At 42.0% G+C, this 26,970-nt stretch carries 24 protein-coding genes; 9 read left to right on the top strand and 15 right to left on the bottom strand.

Annotated elements, in window-relative coordinates; translation table 11 throughout:
• Positions 1-10 precede the first annotated feature (10 nt).
• The 6 genes from RIB15_RS01685 to RIB15_RS01660 all read right to left on the bottom strand — a co-directional run bounded on the left by RIB15_RS01685 (position 11) and on the right by RIB15_RS01660 (position 5,398).
• Positions 11-1,066, bottom strand: a complete 1,056-nt coding sequence (locus RIB15_RS01685; protein ID WP_350200409.1) for an efflux RND transporter periplasmic adaptor subunit — start codon at positions 1,064-1,066, stop codon at positions 11-13.
• Between the two features lie 98 nt (positions 1,067-1,164).
• Positions 1,165-2,298, bottom strand: a complete 1,134-nt coding sequence (locus RIB15_RS01680; protein WP_350200408.1) for a PorV/PorQ family protein — start codon at positions 2,296-2,298, stop codon at positions 1,165-1,167.
• Between the two features lie 22 nt (positions 2,299-2,320).
• Positions 2,321-2,641: a hypothetical protein gene (locus RIB15_RS01675; RefSeq protein WP_350200407.1), complete on the bottom strand. Its 321-nt coding sequence runs from the start codon at positions 2,639-2,641 to the stop codon at positions 2,321-2,323.
• Between the two features lie 167 nt (positions 2,642-2,808).
• On the bottom strand, positions 2,809-3,792 hold the full coding sequence (locus RIB15_RS01670) for an SDR family oxidoreductase (protein WP_350200406.1): 984 nt from the start codon (positions 3,790-3,792) through the stop codon (positions 2,809-2,811).
• Between the two features lie 36 nt (positions 3,793-3,828).
• On the bottom strand, positions 3,829-4,491 hold the full coding sequence (locus tag RIB15_RS01665) for a hypothetical protein (RefSeq protein ID WP_350200405.1): 663 nt from the start codon (positions 4,489-4,491) through the stop codon (positions 3,829-3,831).
• 202 nt (positions 4,492-4,693) lie between these two features.
• The gene (locus tag RIB15_RS01660; RefSeq protein WP_350200404.1) at positions 4,694-5,398 is read right to left on the bottom strand and encodes a metal-dependent hydrolase; all 705 of its coding nucleotides are present in this window, start codon (positions 5,396-5,398) and stop codon (positions 4,694-4,696) included.
• A gap of 165 nt (positions 5,399-5,563) precedes the next feature.
• On the opposite strand from RIB15_RS01660, the gene ytxJ reads away from it, so the two are divergent.
• Positions 5,564-5,956, top strand: a complete 393-nt coding sequence (ytxJ, locus tag RIB15_RS01655) for a bacillithiol system redox-active protein YtxJ (RefSeq protein ID WP_350200403.1) — start codon at positions 5,564-5,566, stop codon at positions 5,954-5,956.
• Between the two features lie 64 nt (positions 5,957-6,020).
• Entirely contained in the window at positions 6,021-6,278 is a 258-nt protein-coding gene (locus RIB15_RS01650; protein WP_350200402.1) for a hypothetical protein, read from the top strand.
• On the opposite strand, the gene mtnA is transcribed toward RIB15_RS01650, so the two are convergent.
• From mtnA to RIB15_RS01620, 6 genes are all read right to left on the bottom strand, one after another.
• Complete coding sequence (gene mtnA / locus RIB15_RS01645; RefSeq protein ID WP_350200401.1) at positions 6,256-7,302, bottom strand: S-methyl-5-thioribose-1-phosphate isomerase; 1,047 nt, start codon at positions 7,300-7,302, stop codon at positions 6,256-6,258. The two genes, RIB15_RS01650 and mtnA, sit on opposite strands and share 23 nt — an antisense overlap.
• Positions 7,303-7,373: 71 nt before the next feature.
• Positions 7,374-7,745, bottom strand: a complete 372-nt coding sequence (locus RIB15_RS01640) for a GxxExxY protein (protein WP_350200400.1) — start codon at positions 7,743-7,745, stop codon at positions 7,374-7,376.
• Positions 7,746-7,873: 128 nt separating this feature from the next.
• Entirely contained in the window at positions 7,874-9,571 is a 1,698-nt protein-coding gene (gene ggt / locus RIB15_RS01635) for a gamma-glutamyltransferase (protein WP_350200399.1), read from the bottom strand.
• A 140-nt stretch (positions 9,572-9,711) separates the two neighbouring features.
• Positions 9,712-10,827, bottom strand: coding sequence for a TolB-like translocation protein (locus RIB15_RS01630; protein ID WP_350200398.1), 1,116 nt, complete (start codon positions 10,825-10,827; stop codon positions 9,712-9,714).
• 138 nt (positions 10,828-10,965) lie between these two features.
• Positions 10,966-11,877, bottom strand: a complete 912-nt coding sequence (gene xerD / locus RIB15_RS01625) for a site-specific tyrosine recombinase XerD (RefSeq protein WP_350200397.1) — start codon at positions 11,875-11,877, stop codon at positions 10,966-10,968.
• A gap of 2 nt (positions 11,878-11,879) precedes the next feature.
• Positions 11,880-14,291 (bottom strand): HD family phosphohydrolase, encoded by a 2,412-nt coding sequence (locus RIB15_RS01620; protein ID WP_350200396.1) that lies wholly within the window; start codon positions 14,289-14,291, stop codon positions 11,880-11,882.
• Positions 14,292-14,481: 190 nt separating this feature from the next.
• Here RIB15_RS01620 and rsmA point away from each other — a divergent pair, with 190 nt between their 5' ends.
• The 5 genes from rsmA to RIB15_RS01595 all read left to right on the top strand — a co-directional run bounded on the left by rsmA (position 14,482) and on the right by RIB15_RS01595 (position 18,369).
• Entirely contained in the window at positions 14,482-15,255 is a 774-nt protein-coding gene (gene rsmA, locus RIB15_RS01615; RefSeq protein ID WP_350200395.1) for a 16S rRNA (adenine(1518)-N(6)/adenine(1519)-N(6))-dimethyltransferase RsmA, read from the top strand.
• 171 nt (positions 15,256-15,426) lie between these two features.
• On the top strand, positions 15,427-15,714 hold the full coding sequence (gene groES, locus RIB15_RS01610; protein WP_350200394.1) for a co-chaperone GroES: 288 nt from the start codon (positions 15,427-15,429) through the stop codon (positions 15,712-15,714).
• A 48-nt stretch (positions 15,715-15,762) separates the two neighbouring features.
• Positions 15,763-17,433: a chaperonin GroEL gene (gene groL, locus RIB15_RS01605; RefSeq protein WP_350200393.1), complete on the top strand. Its 1,671-nt coding sequence runs from the start codon at positions 15,763-15,765 to the stop codon at positions 17,431-17,433.
• Between the two features lie 124 nt (positions 17,434-17,557).
• Positions 17,558-17,983 carry a hypothetical protein gene (locus RIB15_RS01600; protein WP_350200392.1) on the top strand — a complete coding sequence of 142 codons (426 nt, stop codon included), beginning with the start codon at positions 17,558-17,560 and terminating at the stop codon, positions 17,981-17,983.
• The gene (locus RIB15_RS01595; RefSeq protein WP_350200391.1) at positions 17,980-18,369 is read left to right on the top strand and encodes a DUF3224 domain-containing protein; all 390 of its coding nucleotides are present in this window, start codon (positions 17,980-17,982) and stop codon (positions 18,367-18,369) included. Before RIB15_RS01600 ends, RIB15_RS01595 begins: the two co-directional genes overlap by 4 nt.
• Before the next feature lie 23 nt (positions 18,370-18,392).
• Here the strand turns inward: RIB15_RS01595 and RIB15_RS01590 are convergent, their stop codons facing one another.
• The 3 genes from RIB15_RS01590 to RIB15_RS01580 form a co-directional block, all read right to left on the bottom strand.
• Positions 18,393-18,620: a LapA family protein gene (locus RIB15_RS01590; protein WP_350200390.1), complete on the bottom strand. Its 228-nt coding sequence runs from the start codon at positions 18,618-18,620 to the stop codon at positions 18,393-18,395.
• 173 nt (positions 18,621-18,793) lie between these two features.
• Positions 18,794-19,387 (bottom strand): YdeI/OmpD-associated family protein, encoded by a 594-nt coding sequence (locus RIB15_RS01585; protein WP_350200389.1) that lies wholly within the window; start codon positions 19,385-19,387, stop codon positions 18,794-18,796.
• Between the two features lie 117 nt (positions 19,388-19,504).
• The gene (locus tag RIB15_RS01580; protein WP_350200388.1) at positions 19,505-23,167 is read right to left on the bottom strand and encodes a multifunctional oxoglutarate decarboxylase/oxoglutarate dehydrogenase thiamine pyrophosphate-binding subunit/dihydrolipoyllysine-residue succinyltransferase subunit; all 3,663 of its coding nucleotides are present in this window, start codon (positions 23,165-23,167) and stop codon (positions 19,505-19,507) included.
• A 353-nt stretch (positions 23,168-23,520) separates the two neighbouring features.
• Here RIB15_RS01580 and RIB15_RS01575 point away from each other — a divergent pair, with 353 nt between their 5' ends.
• Together RIB15_RS01575 and RIB15_RS01570 are read left to right on the top strand one after the other, a co-directional pair.
• Complete coding sequence (locus RIB15_RS01575; protein WP_350200387.1) at positions 23,521-24,984, top strand: PAS domain-containing sensor histidine kinase; 1,464 nt, start codon at positions 23,521-23,523, stop codon at positions 24,982-24,984.
• A gap of 166 nt (positions 24,985-25,150) precedes the next feature.
• Entirely contained in the window at positions 25,151-26,953 is a 1,803-nt protein-coding gene (locus tag RIB15_RS01570; protein ID WP_350200386.1) for a M3 family oligoendopeptidase, read from the top strand.
• Positions 26,954-26,970: the final 17 nt, after the last annotated feature.

Below are 26,970 nucleotides of genomic sequence, written 5' to 3'. Positions count from 1 at the left end.
AAATGCCCGTTTACAGATTGGAGATAACATTTACTTTGGTGCTGTCCTGAAGACTTCCTTGTCCAATGGTAACCACCATTTCGCCGTCTTCCAGTCCTTCAATAACCTCTACATTCACCCCGTTGGTATATCCTGTTTTGATGGCTTTCTTGAAGGCGAGCGAGTCTCTGATTACATAAACACTTTGAGCAAGGTCTTCAGACATAACCGCTGATTTAGGAATCATACGGGTGTTTTCGCGGGTGTCGTATACAATTTTAACACGGCCAAACATCCCGGGTCGCAACATGCCTTTGGTTTCATCCACATACACAGTGACTTTAAAAGTTCCTGTTGAAGCATCAACTACCGGGCTGATACGTTCTACATGTCCGGCAAAGGTTTGGTTTGGAAGGGCATCAACTCTTAATTCAGCGCGCTGGTTCTTTCTGATTTTTGCCATCTCATGTTCAGGCACATGCAGAATAGCCTGGAGAGGATTAAAGTCTGTTACCCGATATACCTGTTGGTCGGTGCCGATCATATTCCCGACTTTCACAAAACGTTCTGAAATCACACCACCAATCGGAGATTTTATAGATGTATGCTCAAGATTCAATTGAGCAAGCTCATAAGCGGCCTTCTGAGACTCATATTCATATTGAGAATTCTGATAGGCTTCAGCGGCAATCAGGTTCTTCTCATACAGCTCCTTATTTCTGTCGAAATCATTTTTGAGCCGGTCAAGAGTGGCTTTGGCACGGGCTGCCTCAATACGGTATTGATCATCCTCAATTTTGGCAATAACCTGCCCCGCTTTAACCTCTTCACCTTCTTCCACATAAATTTCCCGGACAATTCCACGAACCTTTGATACAATAGTAGCTTCTTGTTCTGCTTCGAGAGTGGCGGTGTTGGCATAGTAAGCGGAAATATTACCCCGGCTCACATTACTGACTTCAACCGGGATAACCAGTTTCTCATCTTCACCATTTTGATTTTCTTCGTTTCCATTGTTACAGGCTGTAGTAAAAACAAGAGCTGTAACCATCAAGAAAAGCGGGAGGGAGTAGCGTAAATTTTTCATCTGAGTGTATTAAAACCGTTTTGATTATTTTCGACGGTGTGGCTTACGCCCAGATGAAAGGTTTGTTTCGGATAGAAATATTAATGTGGTCTCAGATATTAGAAAGGAACACTGACAGAAAACTGAAAATGCTGGGTGTTCTGTAATGGATGATCTGTTTCATCTGTAATGAGCCTGGCATAATCAAAAGTGAAATATTTGTAATGGAGTCCAACTCCAATGGTATTATAGTTTCGGTCTCCATTCATAGGATGCTCATAAAAATGGCCAAAGCGAGCACTGATAATTTCAAGAAAGGTGATTTCCAGTCCACTGTGCCGCATAAGCTGATCTTTTAAAGAAAGGGTCACAAATTCCATTCCATTGAAACGGGTATACTCATCCCAGGAATTGAAGATAGCTTCCAATGGTTTCATCGGGCTTCCATCTTCTTTGATACGTGCCATCGTTTTGCTCAAACTCAGATATCCCGACATGCTCAATATGGTCATCGTATTAGGTTTGTCTGTGAAATCGACTTTGAACCCAAGTCCGCCCCGCATGGTGATAGGAAGTGGATCGGCCCGGGATGTGGGCACATATCTGATTGGGTTTCCGATATCTGTAATTGACCACCCAATGGAAGGGGTGAATTCTGCAAAGTCGGTTTGAAATGGATACTCCCCATAAAGACCAAGATCCCATGTTGTTTGGGAAGCTGCTTCAACCTCCTGACCACCGACAGTGGTGCCTGTAACAAGACTGCTTCTTATAAAATTAATGCCTGTCCCTGCGGAAAAGTGGGGAGTAATGTCATATGAAACAGAGATTGTATGTGCTCGTTCATATGGTTGAAATACATCTTCAATATTTCCAGTCTGATCCGTTTGAAACTGATTGCCTAAATCAAAATAAGTGTACTGAAAACCGATAGATAGCTTATCAAATCCGGCAATCAACTGGGGTGTGTAAAATTTTAAATCATCGGCATTAAAGGCTGGTAGCCACTGGGTTCCAAGGCCATCATAGCCGAACTGACTTGAAAATTCAAGGGTATTGGCTTTGCCAAAAGTGGCTGGATTCAGGTGAATGCCATTTCGGAAATTATTCATGGCTACGTTTGATCCTGCAAGTCCGATGCTTCGGGCATCGTTATTAACTTGAAGAAAAGGTACAGCCGTTACAGCAACCTGGGCTAACACATTAAAATGACTGAAATACAGAAGTAAAATAAAAAATAGGCTAAACTTCATACCGTTTTTCCTGACTTAATAATTAGATCTGAGACAGCACAAAAATCACGCTGAATACAATAATGAATACAATGAACAAGCCCATACAACCTTTTTTCTCAGATTCAATAATCGGGGTTTTATCTTTATAAAGGTCAAATACCACACCATTCATGCCAAACCCAAATTGAATAGAACATTCAACATCTTTACCATCTTCCCGGATAGAGAACCTATGCTCGGCCCCTAATAGAGAATAGATGGAAGAGACTACTTCTCCATTCACTTTTATTGTTTCTTTCCCGAGGAATGAATTGAAGAGCTCGATCTTATTATCCCCAAGGTGAACAGTCGTGTATTTCATTGTGATGTACCCGTTTGTTTTGCGATGAAAATTCAGCTTTAGGCCTAAGGTACTAATTTATTGAGTTATTGAACGGGTGTTTTTAAGGAGTATGGTAACAAGCTCGGGAAGAAATAATTAAGCTTATGAAGAGTAAAGCACTAAACCCAACCCATACCATGAGTGTGTCAGCTTTCGTAAGCTGCAATCACTTTATCCATTATGGCATTCGTTTCGGGATTTACAATCATTCGTTCAGGTTTTTCTTCAAACCAATTGAGTGTTTCTCTGATACCTTCACTGAAAGGAATGGTGGCATTATAATCGGGCACCAGTGATTTGATTTTTGAGTTATCAAAAATGGCACAATGGGATTTATCGCCCAGTAAGCCATCTTTTTTCTCGTGATAAATTTTACCGATAAACTCGGACGAAATGTGAACAGCATTTAGTTCGACCCCAGCGGCATCAGCAACGGTTTGATAAATTTGGTTCCAGGTAAGCACTTCATCCGAAGTGATATGCACCGCTTGTCCAAGGGCTCTTTGGTTTCCCAGAAGTCCCACAAATCCTTTCGCAAAATCACGGGAGTGGGTTAACGTCCAAAGCGAGGTACCATCCCCATGAATAATTACTTTCTTTCCTTTTTTCATCCGGTCAATGATGGTGTACTCAGAGCTTCCGCCAATGGCGACAGGGATAATGGTATCATAGGTATGGGATGGGCGGACGATGGTGATTGGAAATCCGTTTTTCCGGTAGGCATCATTCAATACATCTTCACAAGCTATTTTATCGCGCGAATATTGCCAGAATGGATTCACAATCGGAGTAGACTCTGTAATAACCGGTAGAGTAGGAGGCTTTTGGTACACAGAGGCTGAACTGATAAAGATGTATTGCTTGGTTTTGCCGGCTAATAGCTTCAAATCATTTTCGATGTGCTCAGGAGAGAAAGCAATCCAGTTTACGACGACATCCCAGCTGTGGTCTTTCAGGGCTTTATTGGCTTCCGCAAAATTGTAGATGTCGGCCGTGATGGTTTTGGCTCCGGGAATTTCGCCTTCTGTTTTTCCCCGGTTCAGCAAATACAAATCCACGCCTTTCGATAAAGCTAGTTTACTTACAGAAGTGCTGATGTTTCCGGTTCCGCCGATGAAGAGTATTTTCATAGATTATAATTGTTGAAGTAATTTTCGCTAAAGTAATTAATTTCGGGAAGCTTGTTGAGCTAAATTCCAGCTAAATCCAATTTGCGGAGTTAAGGTTACATGCCGGAGTCTATAATCATTTAAACTCCTGTCGTCTGCATCATCAATAAGGTATTCTGTCCACCGGGCAGTCAGATTTACGAAGATAGCTCCCTTTCCATTTTCAAATTCTTTGAGCATAGATTGAATTTTACTAGTTAATCCAATACCAAATCTAAACAGATGTTCATTTTTTTTGGTAGTGCCATCTTGAAGAAAGAGCTTTCGATATTGACCTGAAATATTCAAACCAGTCATCAATTCAACCCTTTCATTCAGGCGGTGAATGTACAATGCTTCAACAGGTATAGTTTGGTACCTGAGGTTAAATTTATATGGAATATAATAGCCTCCGGGTTTGGTGTTATAAGGACGAACTATTGAGTTACCCCAGGAATATCCGACCGAAACTTCCATTGGAAGTCCCATTATATTACTTCTGGTAGATATAGTACTTCCAAAAATGTATGTGATTTTAGATGCTGCCCCGAAAGAAATTACATCGTTAGAGTTGCTGATGTGATAACCAGGAAATAACGCAATACTGAAAGGCTGTTGAGCAAAACTTTGCTGGAGGTTCAAATTGAAAAGAAAAAATGTTAAGAATAGTACAGATCGCATGCTGTTAGCTATAAATTAAAGATGTGGTAGCTATGATCTGACTATATGTTTTCCTCCATGTAATTGATTTCTCTTAATCTCTTTTAAAATGAATTATAATGCAAATAAATTTTCGGGGAATGAAAGATCTTCCATTTATCAAACAAAAAAAGCCACAAACCATCTTTCAGATTTGTGGCTTAGGGAGGGGAAACTCAGTATATCATCCCAGGAAATTCGCTCCTATATCAGGCACTACTACTTCCGTTTCGGTGATGTCTTCCAGTATTTCTTTGAATTCTTCCGGATCTGCTTCAATAGGAGGCCAGGTATTGTAGTGGATAGGCACCGCCATTTTGGCTTCGATCAATTCTACAGCATAGGCTGCTTCTTCAGGTCCCATTGTGAAGTGATCACCAATTGGGGCCAGAACTACATGAGGCCGGTAAAGCTGTCCATAGAGTTCGAGATCAGCGAAAATATTGGTATCACCCATATGGTAAATACAGATGTCATCTTCGAATGAAAGTACAAGTCCGCCGGGGTCACCTGCATATTTTCCTTTGTAGGAAGAACTGTGATTGGCAGAAACCAGTGTCACGGAAAAATCATCAAAGTCTACGGTTCCGCCTTTATTAAAGCCAATGGCCTGATCTTCCGGCAAACCTTCTTCCTGTAAAAGTCCCATCAGCTCCAGAATACCCACAACTTTGGCTCCGGTATTCTTGGCAATTTCAACCGTATCGCCTACGTGGTCTTCGTGTCCATGCGTAAGTAAAATATAATCGGCTTCTTTTACTTCTTTGAGTTCTTCCGGGGTGGAGGGATTATTCTTCAGAAAAGGATCGATATAAATAATCTTTCCACTTTGGCTCTCCAGCTTAAAGGCAGAATGCCCCAGCCAGTGTGCTTTAACTTGTGTATTCATGATCTCCTTATTTAGTTAAGTTAAATCTGTTATCGTAAACTACTTAGGTAAATGAAAACCAGACAAAAATGATTCGTTGTTTCTCAAATTGATCTCAATCAGTATTTCATGAGCTAATTTCAATGCTGAAATACTTGTATATTTAGTGTAATAAAAAAAGGACAGATGAGCATTTTTAGTTTAATCGGCAATTTATTTGGTTCTGAAGATCAACAGAAGCCAGGTTTTAAATGGAATGAACTTAATTCTGAAGAAGAGCTGTCAGGTATTCTGCAGACCTCAAATAGAAAAACTCAGGTGATCTATAAACACAGCTCAAGATGTGCTACCTGCTACTTTGCTCAGAAAAACGTGGAATCTATTTCAACTGAAAAGCAAAACCAGGCGGACTATTATATTGTAGATGTGATTGGCCAGCGGCCACTTTCAATGCATATAGCCGATGAGCTTGGAATCCGGCATGAATCTCCCCAGTTATTTGTGATAAAAGAAGGAAAAGTGACGTGGCATGGCTCGCATAACCAGATAATTGCGGATACAGTATCTGAGTTAGTATAAAACAAAAGTAATTTTTTAAACTTAGTTATGCGCAAAAAAGCGCTGTTGTAAGAAACCAGAGAATATGAAGAATACAATCATCTGGATTTGTGGAATTCTAATAGGAGGTCTGGCAGGCTATGGAGTAGGACTTACACAGTCCTCGGGCTTATATTTTTGGGTTGGGGTAGGTATCATTTTAGGCAGTACCTTAGCAGTCACTTATAATATTCACCGTGAGGAAGATGATGAATTGTTAGACGATTTAGAGGCACAAGAAATCGCTGATGTTGCAGGCGAGAATAAATCCCGGCAATCATCTAATCAGAAAACAGCTTCTTAATATTCTTCTCAAAATCAGGCTCAACAATACCTTTCTCGGTTATGAAACCGGTAATATACTTATTTGGGGTGACGTCGAAAGCCGGATTATAAGCATCCGTTTTTTTCGGGGTGATGGGAGTTTTGGCTAAATGCGTTACCTCCTCCGGTTCCCGTTCTTCAATCTCAATTTCGTCTCCGGTTTCGGTTTCCAGGTCAAATGTTGAAAGCGGAAGGGCCACATAGAATGGCACTTCATTTTCTTTAGCCAAAACAGCGAGGGGATAGGTTCCGATTTTATTGGCGGTATCACCGTTGGCGGTCACGCGGTCAGCCCCAACTATAACCATATCCACTTTACCTTGTCTCATCAGCGAACCTGCCATAGAATCGGTGATCATGTGGAAGGGAATTTCCGCTTGCTTTAGCTCCCATGCGGTAAGTCTAGCTCCCTGCAAGAGGGGGCGGGTTTCATCAACCCAAACATGAATATCCTTATCGTCATCATCGGCATGCAGAATAACAGAGAAGGCGGTTCCATAGGCTCCGGTTGCCAAACCACCGGTGTTGCAATGTGTGAGGATATTCCAGCCTTTCTTAACTAATTTTGCTCCGTTTTCACCTATCTTCCGGCACACTCGTTTATCCTCATCATGAATGGTTTTGGCCGTTTTAAGGATGATTTCTTTAATCTCCTCCAGGTCTTTATTCTTGTTGGCATATACCGTTTGATTGATCCGCTCCAGTGCCCAGCTTAGGTTAACGGCTGTTGGACGGGACGATTTCAAATACTCAATCCAGCGGTTAAGCTCTACATTAAAACTGGTGAAGTTCTTTGATTCCAAATCCCTCACGCCAAGATATAAACCATAAGCTCCGGCAATGCCAATGGCTGGTGCTCCACGTACTTTTAACTTTTTGATGGCATCCCAAACCTGCCCGATGGTATTTACATCAGAATAGATTTCTCGCAGAGGAAGCTGCGTTTGATCTAAGATTACTAAGTGATCGTCTTGCCAGGTAATTGATTGGTAGTTTTGTTGCATTACTTATCTTGGCTTTTTAAATGGAACGCGGATGAACTCGATTGAGCTGATCTTCGCTGTTCAAATTGTACTTAAGATTTGTATGAAAATATTTTTCGTTTGAATTCGGGTTTCTTTCCAAAATTAAAAAGAAGTCCGACTTCAATATTAGTCGCTCTTAGGTAATTGATTAACTGAAATTCATGTTCTTGCAATAGTTTTCTGGATACTTTCAGTTCTAAAATAACCTTCTCTTCTACTAAAACATCAGCAAAGAAAGTACCAACTTTTTGATTCCTATATTGTACTTCAATAGGTACTTGATTTACTACATTCAACCCTTGTCTTTTTAACTCAATCAGTAGAGCATTCTCATATACACTTTCCAAAAAACCATAACCCAGTTTGTTGTAAACCAGGTAGAAAGACTCAATAATTTTTTCAGTTAATTCTTCATGAAGCATAAAGGCATTCTGTGATTAATACTTCTGAATATATAAAAACACCAACATCACATCATAAATTTCAGGCATTTAACTTAAATCCGTGAAATTCTGCCTTATCTGTTTTATCAGCGTTCCATCGTAAAAAATTAATACCCGGAGGCCCAGCCATCTCCACGGGGATCTACGCCGGCACTTAAGTTGCCGTTTTGCTCAACAAAAATATTATGGGCACGACCCACATTCGGGATTTCAAATATCTTATGACCTTTTTCTTCAAGCAGCCTTTTAGTATCAGGGCTCAATCCAAACTGTCCGGGCATCAATACATCAGGTAACCACTGATGGTGAAAACGAGCTGCTGAAGTTGCCTGTTGAGCTCTCATTCCGAATACGGCACGATTCAAAAAGCTTTGTAAGGTAGCTGTGATGATTCTGGGTCCACCAGCTGCTCCTAAAATCATATTCACTTTCCCATCTTTGGTTACGATAGTGGGTGACATACTACTCAGCATCCTTTTGCCGGGTTCTATCGCATTAGCTTCGGCACCAATCAGTCCATACGCATTGGGTTCCCCGGGTTGGGCTGAAAAATCATCCATTTCATTATTGAGCAAAAACCCAGCTCCATTTACGGAAACGTGGCTTCCAAAAGAGCCATTTAAAGTAGTAGTTACTGCCACCGCATTTCCATCTTTATCCATAATAGAAAAGTGTGTGGTTTCCATAGACTCTGCGTAACCTTGAATACTTCCATGGGATAAAGAGGATGAAGGAGTCACGGAATCCATTGTAAAGCTATTCATTCTCCCATTATTATAACTTTCACTGATCATTTCTTCTATGGGAATATCCACAAAGTCAGGATCTCCAAGATAATAGGAGCGATCGGCGAATGCCCGGCGCATGGCTTCTGCAAGTACATGTACATAATCGGCGGAATTATGTCCCATTTCTGCCAAAGGATAATCGTCAATCATTTCCAGAATCTGGGCGATTGCTATGCTACCGCTGCTGGGTGGGTGCATGATGTGTAGTTTATATCCCAGGTACTCAGCTACAATCGGTTCCCTCCATTTGCTATCATAATTGCGGAGATCGCGGTACGTAATAAGGCCACGATATCGCTCCATCTCGTTTACGATCGCATCGGCAACCGGACCAGAATAAAAACCTTCTCTGCCAAAGCGGGAAATGCGTTCCAGTGTTTCAGCTAAATCTTTCTGTATAAATAAATCCCCTTCCTCAAATAAAGTAGAATCTCCGGTTGTGAAGTATTTAGCTGAAGCCTGGTATTTTAGAAATGTCTCTTTGCGATTGTTGAGATCCTGAGCTTGCGAATATGAGAGTTGGTATCCTTCTCTTGCAAGTTTGATAGCTGGCTGAATAACCACATCCAGGGGCATGCGACCATATCGCTCTAAAGCCTTAATCATTCCGTCAACGGTTCCAGGGACGCCCACAGCCAAAATACCTTCCCAGCTTAAATCAGACTTAAATTCACCATTTCGCACATACATATTGCGAGTAGCTTGTTGAGGGGCTTTTTCTCTGAAATCCAGGGCTGCTGTTTCACCATTTGCAAGATGTACAACCATAAACCCGCCACCTCCAATATTACCTGCTCTTGGTAAGGTTACCGCCAAGGCAAACTGAACGGCAACTGCAGCATCAACTGCATTCCCTCCTTTCTGTAATATCTCTTTTCCTATTTCTGAGGCATATTTGTCAGCTGTAACGACCAGGCCGTTTTCATAGGTCTTTGAATTGAGAACCTGAGCCGATAAGGATTGAGAAGTGAATACGAAGGTGAGTGTGAGGAGAAGCAAACGTATGATATTGGTCATGTATCAGATCTTTATTTTTGAAATTTTACTTAAAATAAAAGAACTCAGGTTTAAAGCTGAACGAAAAGAATGTAAATTTATTAATGGCTTTATGCTCTGGGATAAATTTAATTGTAAAGCTGATGCCAAATTGAGAAAGGTTACTTTACATCTTTAAGGTACAACGATCGATTGTAGAGGAAAAGCAGCTGTGAACCATCCGAAGAGAACCTATGATCGCGGGCAATGTTTGTCTCATCGGAATTATCTACAACCTGTTTTGTCGCTTCACCCTTGATAATATCATACACCCAAAGTGTCCATTGATAACCGCCGTCGCAGCTATAAAGGCTTGCTTCGAGACAGGTACGTTCCCAAAAAGCAAGCCGGGTATTATCATCCGACCAGCGAAAAGGTCCTTCAATGGTTTTTTCGGGTCCGCCTGAAGTTTCCCAAAGCTTTTCTTCTTGGGAGTCGGGATAGTGGTTAAGCCAAAGCGAAATCCGGGCGTTATTGTCATAATCCCGTTTCATGTAGAGGATCCGGATTCCGTTTAAATCCCAAAGGGGAGGATAGAGCGGCAGGTGGGTAAACGGGTTGCCGGAAAGCTGCCAGGTATCATTGATCATTCCATCCAAAGAGACAAAAGCAAGCTGGTAAATATCCTCTTCTTCGGTATGCACCGTTTCATCCAGCTGGTAAACCAACACTTCTGAACGGTTGGGTGATAAAGTTTCGGGAATGCCTTCAGCAAGCTGTGTACTGTCTCCGGTGGCTTGGTCATACAGATAGGTAGAAAGAACAGAAGATTGTGGATGTAACTGAACAAATAAAAATTGATTTGACGATACAGGAATGACCGGACTTCCGCCAGAAACCTGAATTTCAAGATCGGAGACTCTTTCCGGGGTTCCTCCGTTAATGTGGACTTTGAAAACAGGGGCTAAGCAACCTGACAGGCATTCCGTCGGGAGGTAATAAATTGTCTCAGAATCAGGTTCATAAGCAGCATAATATCCGGTCTGATTATCTGCATTAGTTGCATTGCCATCCGGAACGGAAATTCGATACAGGCCATGACCGCCATACCAGAAAGCCGTTCCATCTTCCGGCCAAAGAAGGGTGCCGTAATAGGTGTTGTGAGAAACCGGGAAAGTGTAGAAAGGAGATTCCAGCCCAAATTCTTTTACAGTACCGGGGCCGGCCGGATCTTTTTTGCAGCCTGTAAAGAAGAACAGTCCGCAAAGAAATACCATAAAACTTCTTGAAAACACCATTTATAACTCACTTGATTAATTAAGGGTGAGTCAGGTAATCAGAACTAATAAAAATATAATCAGACCGAAATTTATTACCTATAATTAAAAAAAGGTTATTGTGCTAAGTTTCTCTTTCTGTTATCAAGTAAAAAAACATCATGCCCTGGGGTGAAATTCCTTATGTACCTGGTGCAAAAATGATCGATCGATATGGGTATAGATTTCAGTGGTGAGGATGGAGGAATGTCCCAGCATTTCTTGCACGGCTCTTAAATCGGCACCGCCTTCCAGCAGGTGTGTAGCAAATGAGTGACGAAAAATGTGCGGATATACGTTCTTTTTGATTTCAGCTTTTTTGGCTGCTTTTTGAACGATATTCCAAATGCTCATTCGGGAGAGAGCACTTCCCCGAACACTAAGAAAGACTTTATTTTTGGCTTTATGAGCTTTTTCGGGATTGAAGAATTGCTTGCGTACATGCTCTGTGTAGTGAGAAATAGCATCCTGTGCAATTTCGCCTACCGGAACCAGTCGTTCCTTATTCCCTTTTCCAATCACGCGGATAAATCCAATTTCGAAAATGAGCCGGTCTTGTTCGAGCCCGGTGAGTTCACTTACCCGCATTCCGGTTCCATAAAGAGTCTCCAGAATGGCTTTATCCCGGATGCCGGTCGGGGTAGTGAGGTCGGGAGTTTCGAGGATGGCCTCGATTTCATCCCGGTCTAATACTTCCGGAAGCTTAGATGCTTTTTTGGGTAATTCAACCAGTTCGGCTGGGTTAGCTTTGGTAATTCCTTCTACAACAGCAAATTCATGAAAACCGCGAATGCTGGAAATATTCCGGGCAAGAGAACTGGCGGAGAGCAACTCCTCATCCACCAGGAAATTCAAAAAGTCCTCGATATGAGAAAGAGTTACTCCGGCCAGATCATTGATTTTTTTCTCGGAGGTGAGATATCGAAAATATCGCTCAAGATCGTTCTTGTAGGAGACTACGGAGTTTTCAGTTAACCCTTTTTCAAGCTTTACAAACTGCAGATATAAATCCAGCTCCTGCTTGAACGCCACGGTTATTCACTGGTTTTTTCTTGTTCTTCTTCCGGTTGTTCTGAGCCGTTTTCAGAACCTGCCCGTTGAGCTTCAGCTTCTTTTTCTTTGGCCTTTTCTTCCTTGTCCCGTTCTTTATCTTCGGGATATTCAACACGGCTATGGTAAACACCAACCAAAATATTCAGGAAGGTTTCTTTAATCACCTGAAGATGGCGGAATGTAAGCGGACAGTGACTGAGCTGACCTTCTGCCACACGATCATCAACCATGCGGTTTACCAGATTTTCCAGTTTGCTGTAAGTAGGGTTTTTCATGGCTCGTGAAGCGGCCTCAATCCCGTCAGCCAGCAACAAAATCCCGGTTTCTTTGGAAGAGGGAAGAGGGCCTTCATAACGGAACTGTTCTTCCTGCAACATGCTTTTCATGCTTTCATCTTCTTTGGCTTTTTCGAAGAAGTAGCGAATAACTGAGGTTCCATGATGCGTTTTGATAAAGTCGATGATAATCTCAGGAAGGTCTTCTTCTTCGGCCATTTTCACGCCTTCACTTACATGGGCTTTAATGACCATAGCGCTCATCTGAGGCTTTAATTTATCATGTTCATTTGCGCCTTTTGTCTGGTTTTCAACAAAATATTCTGGCTTCACCATTTTTCCGATATCATGGTAAAGGGCTCCTACGCGGCACAACAAAGAATTTGCCCCAATAGCTGAAGCAGCTGCTTCTGAAAGGTTAGCTACCTGCAAACTATGATGGAATGTACCCGGCGCTTTGTTCATTAGCTCCTTGAGGATCGGTTGATTGGTATCCCCAAGTTCGATGAGAGTAAAGTCGGTAGTAACACCAAATAGTTTTTCAAAAAGCAGGATAATCGGGTAGGTAAATAAAATGAATACCGAGCTAATGGCAATGTACATAAGGTCGGAAGCAAACATTTCCCAGCCGCTGAGGGTAGCAATGTTGAACGAGCCAACAACAAGGATATAGGTTATAAACACGATTCCGGGAGTGGTAAAGAAAAACTGAGATCGGTCTTTAATATCCCGAACCGAAAAAACACCTAAACTACAGGCAGCAAAAGTGGCAACGACAAATTCAAAGCTGTTTCCATTTACCAATCCCAATAAAGTGGCAAGGGTGATAGAGGAAACCAGACCGACCCTGGAGTCAAAAATAATGGTCAATATGATTGGAGCTATCGCTATTGGAATGATATAAGGATCTGCTATATCGAGATAATTGACGAGACCAGACCCAAACGAAACGAGCCCCATAGTGAGGAATACCAATAGAAAGAGCGCGTTATCAGAGGTGATGTTTCTTCTGTATAAGTAGATATACATGAAGAAGACGAACGTAACCGCTATTATAATAATTAGCTGTCCGGCAAAACGGACCCATTTCTCAATATTGGTTGCATTCTCGGAACGGGCTTCCGCCAAACTTCGGAGAATATTGGCTCGCTCGGGAGTTACCAGATCCCCGCGGCGTACGATTACCTGTCCTTGCGCAATGGCCCCTTTAGTTTCCGAAATAGTAGATAGCGCCTCTTCAAGCCGGGCCTGAGTGTCTTCTTCGCTGTATTTATAATTTGGGATAATCACTTTGTTATACAGCTCCATGGCCAGCCTCATCCGTTGTTCATCAAAAACACGATTCAGCTGAAATTGCATAAATTCGTTGGCTTCCCTTAGATCACGAACCCTGGCCAAATCAATAGATTGCTCCGTGCTTTCAAGGGTATTCCGCACGGTGATTTTATCAGTATCAAGATTACTTTTATTCCTGTTAATCACTCCCTGATTCATGAGCTGATCGATCAATTGTTCCAGCTGTAGTTTTATGGAAACACCTACAAATCGATTGGGAGGGAGATTTTGGCTTTGTACCTGTTCATAGCTGTTAAAAAGAATTTGCCATGAAGGTTCGGTAAGCTCAACCTCAGTTATATTTAGTTCGCGGGCAAAGCGCACGCTGTCATCGTAAACAGAAGGCATTTCATTAGCCTCGGCGATCTGCCAATCAGCATAGGCCTCCAGAACGGGCTGCACATCCCGGTAAATAGAATCCAGCCGGGCCTGAATGGTAATGGGAACACTTGTATCTACCCTGAAAATGGGGGCCGTCTTTTCACGGATTCCTTCCCGTTCTTGTTCAAGTTCATTCGCTGTTTTATTGAGTGCGAAGGTAAAAGGAGCTGTTAAATCAGGATTTCTCCATGGCTGCCCGGGAGTGTAATTCAGCCCAGAGTTAACCGGGTTTTGAGGAAGTGAAAAGGCACTTATGGCAATAAAAAAAATAAGAATCGCTATCCGGATATATGGATTGCGTTTCAGCGAGTATTTTTCCTGTTCTTTTTTCTTTTTCTCGCCTATAAGAGGGGTAAGCTCTTTTTTCTTCTGGCCTAATCCGATTTTTTCAAGAAAGCTCATTAATATGATTATATGAGGATTTACTTAGAAGTATACCAAGCATCCGACAATTTACAAATCTTTTTGCAGTTTACTGAGGCCAGATATTCTTTGAATGTGAACAGTAACTGGATCAGATTTAAATTTTGACTTTAGCCATAGTAAGCCCAACCTTCTGTCAATCGTCAATCGTCAATCGTCAATCCACTGAATGTCTTTTAGAACCAAGAAAAGTCTGGGTCAGCATTTTTTAACTGATAACACCATCATCTTCAAAATCATAGATGCCATTGTTGCAGGGAAGAGCGACCGGGTTATTGAAATTGGTCCCGGAACCGGAGCGTTAACCAAGTGGCTGCTTTCCGGGTGTGATGATGTGCATGCGGTTGAAATTGACCAACGGGCTGTAAAAGTATTGGAGGAGAAATTCGAGAATCTCACAGTTCACCAAAACGATATTTTGAAAATAAAGTGGAATGATATTGTTGATCCTGATAAGAAGAATATCGTTGTCGGTAACCTGCCTTACTATATCACATCACCTATTCTGTTTGACTTACTTGAACATCGCCAGCTTTTCACAGAAGCCACATTAATGATGCAAAAAGAGGTAGCCGAACGATTGGTAGCCGATCCTTCTTCCAAGCAATATGGAATTTTGAGTGTACAAACACAGCTTTTCTGTTCCCCGGAATTATTATTTGATGTACCGGCTCATTCATTTACTCCTCCGCCTAAAGTCACAAGCTCTGTTGTTAAACTGAAATTTGATAAAGAGCCGCTTACAGTTTCGGATGAAAAAATAAAAGAAGTAGTACGTACGGCTTTTAACCAGCGCCGCAAAAAACTCAGTAATTCCCTTCAGCCTGTTTTGGGTGATTACCTTCCCGAAGGGTTCAATTTTGATGACCGAGCCGAGCATTGGGCACCCGAAACTTATGCAAAGTTGGCAGAGCACCTCCAGCAGACTGACAAGTTATCTTAACTACGGAACCCTTCCTTCCCTAAAAGTGCTTTAAGTGGTCAATTAAGTCTGCTATTGCATTTTTAAATTGATTTGGTACGGAACTTGCATACCCGTTATCGAAACAATGAAAGGGCATTGCCCGCAAAAAAACTTTAAACCATAAACTAAAAACTAACAGGAGTCATAAAAATGGCTAAGATTCAACCTTTAGGCGACCGCGTGTTGGTACAGGCAGAACCTGCCGAAGAGAAAACCAGCTCCGGTATTATCATTCCAGATACGGCTAAAGAAAAACCGCAGCAAGGAACTGTGAAAGCGGTTGGTGCCGGGAAAGTGGAAAACGGCAATAAAATTGCAATGACCGTTAAAGAAGGCGACAAAGTCATATACGGAAAATATGCTGGGGATCAAGTAACACTTGATGGTGAAGACTATTTGATTATGCCAGAATCTCAGATTATGGGAATTATTAAGTAACCCACCTTTTTAAAGAATTAAATCATAAACTTAAAATTATAGATAATTATGTCTGCTAAGTTAGTTCACTACGATATAGAAGCTCGCGACGCACTAAAGAAAGGCGTTGACAAGCTTGCCAATGCTGTTAAAGTTACGCTTGGCCCTCGTGGACGCAATGTTGTTATAGAAAAATCATTCGGTTCACCGACGGTAACCAAAGATGGTGTTACTGTTGCAAAAGAAATCGAGCTGTCCGACAAAGTTCAAAATATGGGCGCTCAAATGGTGAAGGAAGTTGCTTCTCGTACCAGTGATAATGCTGGTGACGGCACTACAACGGCAACTGTGCTTGCGCAAGCTATTCTAAGCGAAGGTCTGAAAAATGTAACTGCTGGTGCAAATCCAATGGACCTGAAATCAGGAATTGAAAAAGCAGTTAAAGCCATTGTTGAAGATCTCAAGAAAATGAGTCGTGATATTGACGACCGTAAAGAGATTGCTCAGATTGGTACTATTTCTGCCAACAACGATGAAACCATTGGTAATTTGATTGCCGATGCAATGGAAAAAGTTGGCAAAGACGGTGTAATCACTGTTGAAGAAGCCAAAGGAACTGAAACCTATCTCGAGACTGTAGAAGGTATGCAGTTTGACCGCGGATACCTTTCTCCTTATTTCGTGACTGATTCTGAGAAGATGATCACTGAAATGGAAGATCCTTACATCCTGATCTTTGACAAGAAGATTTCTGCGATGAAAGATCTGCTTCCAATTCTTGAGAAAGTAGTACAAGGCGGAAATCCACTGCTTATCATCGCTGAAGATATTGAAGGCGAAGCATTAGCTACCTTGGTAGTTAACAAGCTACGTGGTTCTCTGAAGATTGCAGCCGTTAAGGCTCCTGGATTTGGCGACCGCCGTAAGCAAATGCTTGAAGATATCGCCATTCTTACCGGCGGTACCGTGATTTCTGAAGAACGCGGTTACAAGCTGGAAAATGCTACTCTTGACTACCTCGGTAAAGCTTCCCGTATCACTATCGATAAAGACAATACTACTATTGTTGATGGTAACGGTAAAGACACCGACATTCAGGCTCGTGTAAATCAGATTAAGACTCAGATTGAGAACACTACTTCTGATTACGACCGTGAGAAATTGCAGGAACGTCTTGCTAAATTAGCAGGCGGTGTTGCTGTTCTTTACATCGGTGCTGCTTCTGAAGTTGAAATGAAAGAGAAGAAAGCACGAGTAGAGGATGCTTTACATGCAACACGTGCTGCTGTTGAAGAAGGTATTGTACCTGGCGGTGGCGTAGCGTTGCTGAGAACTATCGCTGCTCTTGACAAAATTAAAGGAGCCAATGACGATGAAAATGTTGGTGTCCAAATTATCCGAAGAGCGCTTGAAGCTCCGCTTCGCACCATTGCAAATAATGCCGGTGCTGAAGGAGCTATAGTAGTACAGAAAGTACTGGATGGCAAAGGAGCTTTTGGTTACAATGCCCGTACCGAAGTGTACGAAGACCTCATTAAGTCCGGTGTAATTGATCCTACCAAAGTAACAAGAACAGCACTGCAAAATGCTGCTTCTGTATCAGGATTGATGCTCACCACCGAAGCTGTTATTTCTGAGAAGCCTTCTAAAGGCGACGACGATGACAACGGCGGAGGCGGCATGCCAGGTGGCATGGGCGGCGGAATGCCAGGAATGGGAGGCATGGGCGGAATGATGTAAACCATCATCCCTCATAAATCTCTGACAAGATTTAGAAACCCTGCACATTTTGTTGTGCGGGGTTTTTTATTGCTTAACGGTTTCACTATAATCTCCTGTCTTACAGTCAATTAATCCAATTGCTATGAAACCAGTCGTCAGAAATATTCTTGCTCTAATTACCGGATTGGTGGTTGGGGGATTTGTTAATATGGGAATTATCATGATCAGCAGTTCTATTATCCCTCCACCGGCAGGGGCAGATGTGACTACCATGGAAGGACTGCAGGAGTCCATGCATCTTTTCAAACCCATCAATTTTTTGATGCCATTTCTGGCTCATGCTCTTGGCACTTTGGTTGGGGCGTTATTAACGGCGCTAATCGCAACATCATCTCAAAAGAAATGGGCACTGGGTGTTGGGGCATTCTTTTTGATAGGAGGAATTGCAAATGTGGCTGTGTTACCGTCACCACTTTGGTTTAACGCTGTAGATCTGTTGGGAGCATATATCCCAATGGCTTATCTGGGGGCTGTGTTAGCTGCAAAATTTCAAAGCAAAGATTCATGAAAATATCGGGTGAGTTTGAAGTAAAGCTGAATCCAATCGAGGCTTATGCTAAAGGAGCAGAAGGTATTTCATTGAACCGTATGTCGATTGACAAAACGTTTGAAGGGGAACTGAATGCTACCAGTAAAGGAGAGATGTTGAGTGCGATGACTCCCGTCAAGGGATCAGCAGGATATGTAGCCATCGAGCAGGTAACAGGAACTTTATCAGGGAAGAAAGGGAGTTTTGTGTTGCAGCACTTTGGGATTATGAATAAAGGAGATCAAAAGTTGATTTTAGAAGTAGTTCCTGATTCCGGAACAGATGAACTGGAGGGGTTGTCGGGAAAGATGGCTATCAACATTGAGGACGGAAAACACTTCTACGAGTTTAAATATGAACTCTGAAAGAGTTCTCCATTCGATGTAAATTATTCAGCGTCTGTGGAAGGTTTTTTATGATCTTTACCTTTAATAAGAAATCCAAGTATCAGACCTGATATCAAACCAATAACTCCGGTTAAAAATAAGAGAACCACCAGCGACATGTCCGTTGAAAACCATAGAAAATGGGCTTCAACAGAAGCCGTATTTTGTATGATTATCAATATCAGAATAAGACATAATACCGCTACGAGTGTGAGTTTTAATTTCTTCATTATATATCACCAATTTCGTGGGTTAATTTGAACAGTAATCGGGTAAATCTATTGCATACAAAGCATTATGATTTAATTTAGCCGGAAAAACTACAACTGCAAATGAATATGGCTAGTTAAGGAAATAAAAAGAAATTACTTGAGGAAGGCGATGATGTAGGTTAAATATTTTACTACTTCTGATATTTATCACTTAACCCGACTCCTTGTTTAATCATCGGGATGATTTTATCCAGTCGTCGCTGTTTGGTGGCCTCTTGTTTAGCTTCAGAAATATACTGAGCGTATTCCCGCTTCCTGCCCGGAGTTAGCTCCTCGAACTGTGTTTTTAACTCTTCATCATTTTCAAAAGCAGTTGCAAGCAGGGGAGGTATTTTTGCTTCTCTGCTGGTATTGATTTTAACTTCTTTACCGGCTCTCTGATTCTCAATAGCCTGATGCAGAAACTCAGTAATAATCTTGTCGTCCAATTCTTCAAAAGAGGTATATCGAAGCTGGCGCATAGCTTTGGTCTTGCCTTCCTGGGCATTATGAAGGTGTCCCTCGGGATCATCCAGCAAAGCACCATTAAAGAACCAAAGACCGAAATGCTCTTTGAAAGCTCCGATACCCACAACATTCTTTCCATCCAAAGAATAGGTTGGCTGTCCCCATTTGATATCTGATTCAAGTTCAGTTTTGGAGATGAGCTTATGCAGATGGTTCAGGCTTTCTGTCCACTGCGAATGCTTTGAAATGTATTCTTTGACAGATTTTAGTTTTGTCATTTAAAAGGACCTATTTCTTGCATAGATACAAAAGTAACTTTCAGCAGATGATTAAGCAATAAAAAAGCCCGTCAGTAAATTACTGACGGGCTTTAGATTTTAAATTACTCGAAATAATTAAACCTTCATAGCATCCTCGATCAGCTTATTCTGCTCAGCTTCGTGAATCTTCTTCTGACCCGCAGCTGGAGAAGCGGAAGCCTGACGGCCTGCATAACTGAGTTTTTGCCCATCTTGTAAGAGCTCCATAAATCGTGGAGCTACAAAGTTCCAGGCACCCATATTTTTAGGTTCTTCCTGACACCATACAATGTCTTTTACATTGGTGAAGTCTTTGAGTTGATCCATAATCTCGTCATCAGCAAATGGATAGAATTGCTCAAGCCGGGCAATAGCTACGTTTTCGATTTCGTTCTCTTGCCGATATTTGAGAAGGTCGTAATACACTTTACCGGAGCAGATTACAAGACGCTTGAGGTTTTTAGGATCGGTGAAGTCTTTATCTACGATGAAAGGCTGGAATTTTCCATCAGCCAGTTCATCTCTGCTGGATGTTGCCATTGGGTGACGCAACAAACTCTTGGGTGTCATCAGTATAGCCGGACGCTTGTGCTCCTGGAGGGCTTGCCGGCGCAGCATATGATAATATTGAGCCGGAGTTGTTAGATTCATCACCTGCATATTGTCTTCTGCACAAAGTTGCAGGAAACGCTCCAGTCGGGCTGATGAGTGCTCCGGCCCCTGACCTTCATATCCATGGGGGAGGTTCATTACTAAGGCTGTTTTTTGTCCCCATTTCGCTTCACTTGAAGAAATGAATTGGTCTATAATGACCTGAGCTCCATTAGCAAAATCACCAAACTGAGCTTCCCAGATCACCAGGGCATCCAGTTTTTCAGCACTGTATCCAAATTCAAAACCGAGAGCTGCAAATTCACTTAACAAACTGTTATGAACATGAAATCTGGCTTGATCTTCAGTAAGGTTGTTTAGCGGCGTGAACTTTTGATTAGTCTCTGTTCCGTGCAGTACAGCATGGCGGTGAGAGAAAGTTCCCCGCTCTACATCCTGCCCGGTAAGGCGGATGGTAGTTCCTGTTTTCAGCAGTGAGCCAAAAGCCAGGAGCTCGGCAAAACCCCAATCTATTTTCTTTTCGTTATTGTTAACGATTTCTGCTCTTTTAGCCAGTTGTTTGAGCAACTTGGGATTGGCGTCAAAGTCTTTAGGTACCGTATTTAACTTAACGGCAATTTCCTTGAGATCTTCAGCAGGATAGGTGGTATCCGGATAAGCTTTCCATTTATCCTGAGGAGTTTCAGTACGATCTATCAGGTTTTCTGTAATCTCAAGATTTGGAGCTTTTTTAGCATCCTCGAAAGCTTCCTGCAACAGTTGATCAAATTCATCAAAAATCTGCTGGGTTTCCTCTTTGGTGAGCTCCCCGTTTTTAACCAGGTGTTCGGTGTAAAGATCGCGAACCGGCGCATGGTCGTTAATCTCTTTGTACATGCCCGGTTGTGTGAAAGCAGGTTCATCGCCTTCATTATGTCCGTGTTTACGATAACCGATGAGGTCAATAATAACATCCTTGCCAAATTTTTGACGATAGTCCAGTGCCATTTTCATCGCATGAACAGCTGCTTCCGGCGTATCTCCATTCACATGGAAGATAGGAGCAAGTATCATCTTAGCAAGGTCGGAAGCATATTCAGTGGATCGCCCGTCTTTTGGCAGGGTAGTGAACCCGATTTGGTTATTGATGATTATGTGCATTGTGCCACCGGTTTTATAACCTTCCAGCTGCGACATATTCAGAGTTTCTGCTACAACCCCTTGTCCTGCAAATGCGGCATCTCCGTGCATGAGTACAGGAACTACGCGTTTGGCAGGATCTTCTTTTTCGTGATGATCCTGCATGGCACGAACAGCACCCTCAACTACCGGATTTACAGCTTCAAGGTGTGAAGGGTTTGGCATGAGCTGAAGATCAATCTCAGCTCCATTAGCAGCTTTATGAACTCCTCTGGCACCAAGGTGATATTTTACGTCACCGGAGCCCTGAATAGAGTCGGGGTCAATGTTTCCTTCAAACTCTGCAAATACCCGGTGATAAGGTTTGTTCATGATGTTTACGAGCATATTTAAACGTCCGCGGTGAGCCATACCCATAAACATTTTCTCAATTCCATGTTCACCAGCTCGTTCAAGCATGAAGTGAATCATAGGGATGAGCGTGTCGGCTCCTTCCAGAGAAAATCTCTTGTGCCCGATGTATTTCTTATGCAGAAACTCTTCAAAGGCCATCGCCTGATTCAGCTTATGCAGAATTTCACGCTTGTCATTTTTCTCAAGCTGGGCATTGTTGCCGGTAGATTCCATGGACTCACGAAGCCACTTACGCTCTTCAAGATCCAGCAAGTGCATATATTCAACACCAATATTTCCACAATAGGTATCACGGAGCAGACTGATGATCTCGCGAAGTGTAGCCCGCTCTTTCCCTCCAAGTCCTCCGCAGTAGAACTCACGGTCGAGATCCCATAGTGAAAGTCCGTAGTAATCCAGATCCAATTCCGGGTTTTTACCCGGCTCTTTTTGAAGTGGATCAAGATCAGCAAGAACATGTCCGCGCATACGATACATGTTAATCAATCTCCAAACGCCGACGACACGGCTGTCATGCTCAAGTGTTGGAGAACCACCGCCAAATGGACCAGAATAAGTGTCCTCACCATAAGGAAGAGGTTCATAGGGGATATCCAGATCCGCAAAAATCTGCTCATAAAAATCTTCCTGTCCGCTGAGCAAATCATCCATTTTCTTCAGAAACATGCCGGACTCAGCTCCCTGAATAACGCGGTGGTCATAAGTAGAAGTAACCGTCATCACTTTACTTACACCAAGCTGATTCAGTACATCTTTTGACATCGCACGATATTCAGCAGGATAGTCAATAGCACCGGTAGCAATAATAGCTCCCTGGGTTTTCATCAGGCGGGGAACGGAAGAAACCGTTCCTATAGTACCAGGATTTGTAATACTAATGGTGGTATTCTGGAAGTCTTCAATTTGGAGGTTCCCGTTTCGGGCTTTGTCAATGAGTTCCGCGTAAGCATGCAAAAACTCTTTGAAGTTCATTTTATCTACGCCCTTAATGTTTGGAACCACCAGGTTACGTGAACCGTCTTTACTTTGAAGGTCAACAGCCACACCCAGGTTCACAGAATCAGGCACTACACGATAGTGGTTATCGTCTTTATACAGGTAAGAGCTGTTTAAATTTGGAAAATCTTTAAGCGCCCTGATAATTGCCCAGGCAATAAAGTGAGTGAAGGAAGCTTTGGGTTCATTTCGTCTTAATAAATGGCGGTTGATAATGCTGCGGTCTTCCACCATCATTTTTACAGGAAGCACCCGAAGAGAAGTTGCCGTAGGTACTTCCAGACTTTCGTCCATATTCTCTACGATCTTTGTGGCCACGCCCTTTATTTTCTCAAGAGTGGCATTTTTAGGAGCTTCTACTTCTTTTTTAGACTCCTTTTTGTTTTTAGAGGGAGCTTGCTTTGCTTCAGCTGCATCAGCACCATTCGAAGATACGGTTGTAGTTGATTCTGAAGGTTGTAATTCTTCAGGCTCGGTAGCGTCTACCGGTTTACCCTCAAGTTCATCAAAATATCTTTTCCAATGGGCAGGAACCGATTCCGGTTCATTTTTATATTGATCGTATAGTTCTTCTACAAGCGCAGAGTTAGGGCCAAATACGGCTTCAAGTGATTTCAATGGTGATTAACCTCTACAGGGTTTTGGCAGCGATTTAAATAGGTAATGAAAATTCAGCTCTAAAGATTCAGATTTTGAATATTTAGCATGTATTTAACTAACCCGAAAATTAAGGATTACATTCTTAAAAAACGACATTTTCTGAAAGCTCTAAGTTAAAAATACGCAAAGGGTAAAAAGAAAACTTTACGGCCAGTGGTATTGTACTTTTCCATTAGCTACATTCGAAGTAATTATTGGAAGGAATAAATACGAGTTAAACAGAGAGCACATTTAAGATAGGTGTATTGGCTAATTTAAGTTGGGGCCTTACAGGTACATCCGATTAAACGTTGCCTTGAGGAAATACTACATTGAAGTTTAGTCATAAAGACCTTGCCTTAGAGATAAATGAATGGCTTATTCATTCTAAGAGTACGTACTTGGTTGTAACAAATACCAAGGGAGATATTGTTTTTGCAAACCAGCACTATAAAAATAGCTTTTTACACGCACCGGAAAGTTTTACGGCCCTGAATTTTAAAGATACGCTCCATCCAACTGACGTTGAGTCTATCTCTGAAGGGATGGTGGTCTGTTCGAATGAAAATTTTAAAGGGCCATTGCAAATAATAAATCGCAATAGAGTAAAGAATACCAACCGATACAAAAGCGTAAAGTGGGAATGCACAAAAACTAAAAATTCCAGCCAGAAAAAGAATCTGATCATCCATATTGGGCACGATCTGGTTGCTGTGGAAAAAGAAAAAACGGCTAATGATTTTTCTGATAAAACACTAAATACATTAATTGATGATTTGCAGCTTGGGGTAGTAATTCAGGATGTTGATTCAAGCATTTTATTATCCAATACTAAAGCAGAAGAATTGCTGGGTGTCACCAAAAATGACTTGTATGGTCGTTCGGTTTATGATGAGAAATGGGACATAATAAAAATAGACGGCTCAAAATTTCCAGGTGATGAACTTCCTGCGGCCATCGCCATTGCTACAAAAAAGGAAGTGCGGGATGTAATTATGGGTGTATACAACCCGAAAGAACAACAATATCACTGGTTTCAGGTAGATTCAAACCCAGACCTCGATGAAGAGGGAAACCTTGAGCGTGTTGTTACTACCTTTATTGATATTACCAAGAGAATCGAGTTTGAAAGGGAGATTAATGATCAGCAGACAATCCTTAAAGATGCTCTTCGGGAAAAGACGACCTTGCTTTCAGAAATCCATCATCGTGTAAAGAATAATCTGGCGATTGTTTCCGGATTACTTGAGTTGCAAAGCATGGAAACAGATAGTGAATTGAAGCTGCCTCTTCAGCGGAGTATTAACCGGATTCATTCCATTGCTATGGTTCATGAACTGATGTATCAGACTGAAAAACTGTCGTCAGTCAATATCAAGAATTACCTAGATCAGTTGATACCGGCTATTCATCGAACCATGCAAATGAAAACAGATGTAGAGATAAATCTCGATCTGGAAGACTATGAGGTGAATATTAATCAGGCGATCCCGCTCGGATTACTAATGAACGAGCTATTGACCAATTCATTTAAGTATGCCTTCCTTAAAATTTTTGATGGTCGCATAGATATATCAATGAAGAGTGATAAAAATCACCTGGAATTTACCTACCAGGATAATGGCCCGGGTTTTAGGGGTGATAATACTTTCCATAATTCAAAAAGCCTGGGATTGAATCTTATTCAAGCCCAACTTGACCAGCTTCATGCAGATTATGATGTGGTTACAAAGGGAAGATTTAAGTTGAGATTCAAATTTGAGATCTCCGAAAGAGGCCCACATTCAAATATCTAGGCGCTAAAGTTCGATTTAAATATTGAATTTCAGTAAGAAGAACACGGATGTTTTCCCATTAATAATATTCTGACTTTAGTTCGAAAGATGTCTTTAATTCGCTTTCGGCAACCCCTATATTCAAGCTCGTAAAATCAAACTGGCGAAAGACTCAAAAGATTAAGGAATGAGCGAGAATTCATCGAAGAAAAAAACAGGGGCGGAAAATATAAACTGGGATCTTTCTGACCTTTATTCATCAAACGAAGACCCACAACTTGCCAAAGACAAAAAGCAGGTGGTTGAACATGCTGGAGCTTTTGGTAAAAAATATCGGGGTAAGATAGCTGAACTAAATGCCTCTGATTTCAAGAAAATGCTGGATGAATATGAGAAAATTCTGGACCTATCCGGTAAAATTGGATCTTTTGCGTATCTGCAGTGGTCAACAGATACCACCAACACAGCTTACGGAAAGCTGGTAGCTGAATCGAATGAACTTTCATCTGAGGTAAGCCAAAAGCTGGTTTTTCTGGATGTAGAATGGCTACAGGTTCCTGATGAAGAAGCCCAAAAATTGATTGAGAGCGAAGAGCTTAGTAAATACAAACACTACCTGGAGAGTTCTCGCCGATATAAAGAGCATGTGCTGGAAGAAGGTCAGGAAAAGATTATGTCAGCCAAATCCGTTACCGGGCGAAGTGCCTGGGTTCGTTTTTTTGATGAAACACTGGGTTCTGCCAAATTCGAACTGGATGGGGAGGAACTTAGCGAACAGGAAGTACTGAGTAAGCTGCATGAAAGCGACCGGGATTTAAGAATTCGTGCTCATAAATCATTGACAGATAAATTCAATGATCTGAGCCGTCAGCTCACTTTTGTTTTTAATACCGTATTAGCTGATAAATCAACCAACGATAAACTTCGAAGGTACGATAGTTGGATTGACTCCAGGAACCTGTCCAATCAAACGGACAAAGAGACGGTTGAGGCTCTTGTCGAGTCAGTGACTTCGAAATATGAGCTGGTGCAACGCTACTATAAGCTAAAGCGTGAGCTGCTTGGTCTTGATGAGATGAAAGATTATGACCGATATGCTCCGATCCTGGAAAATGAAGCTAAGATCAGCTGGAATTCAGCCAAAGAAATGGTATTGGACTCTTACAGTAAGTTTCACCCACAGATGGGAGAGATTACAGAAGAGTTTTTTGAGAAGAGCTGGATTGATGCGGCTATTAAGCCGGGCAAACGAGGTGGTGCGTATTCGGCAAGTACAGTTCCTTCGGCTCACCCTTATGTATTCATGAATTTTGATGGGAAAATCCGGGACGTTCAGACACTGGCTCATGAACTGGGACATGGTGTACATCAGTACTTATCACGCCAGCAGGGAGTTTTGCAATCTTCAACACCGCTAACCACGGCAGAGACCGCCTCCGTTTTTGGCGAAATGCTGGTGTTCCAAAAACTGATGAAAGAACTGGATGATCCAAAAGAAAAGCTGGCTCTGCTGATTGGAAAAATTGATGATACCATTGCTACGGTATTTCGTCAGATTTCGATGAACCGTTTTGAACATGCCATGCATACGGCTCGACGAGAAGAAGGTGAGTTAACCAAAGAACGCTTTTCTGAATTATGGATGGAGCAGCAGAAGGCACTTTATGGAGATGCTGTTACCCTTACTGATGAGTATAGCATTTGGTGGAGCTATATTCCGCATTTCCTGCATACCCCGGGCTATGTATATGCTTATGCTTTCGGGGAATTGCTGGTATTGGCTTTATATGAAGAATACACACAGCGTCCGGAGGGTTTCCCGGACCGATATCTGAAATTGTTGAGTGCAGGAGGTTCAGAATGGCCACATGATTTGGTGGCTAAAATGGGATTGGACATAACTCAACCTGATTTTTGGAATAAAGGCCTTGCTTCGTTTGAACGCATGGTAGAAGAAGCTGAGGAAATGGCAAAAGAGCTCGCTAATTAAATTCCCCGAAATTTCAT

The sequence above is a fragment of the Gracilimonas sp. genome (assembly GCF_040218225.1).
Lineage (GTDB): Bacteria > Bacteroidota > Rhodothermia > Balneolales > Balneolaceae > Gracilimonas.
Note: the sequence above shows the minus strand (reverse complement) of the source record. Positions and strands in the feature narration are given on the sequence as shown.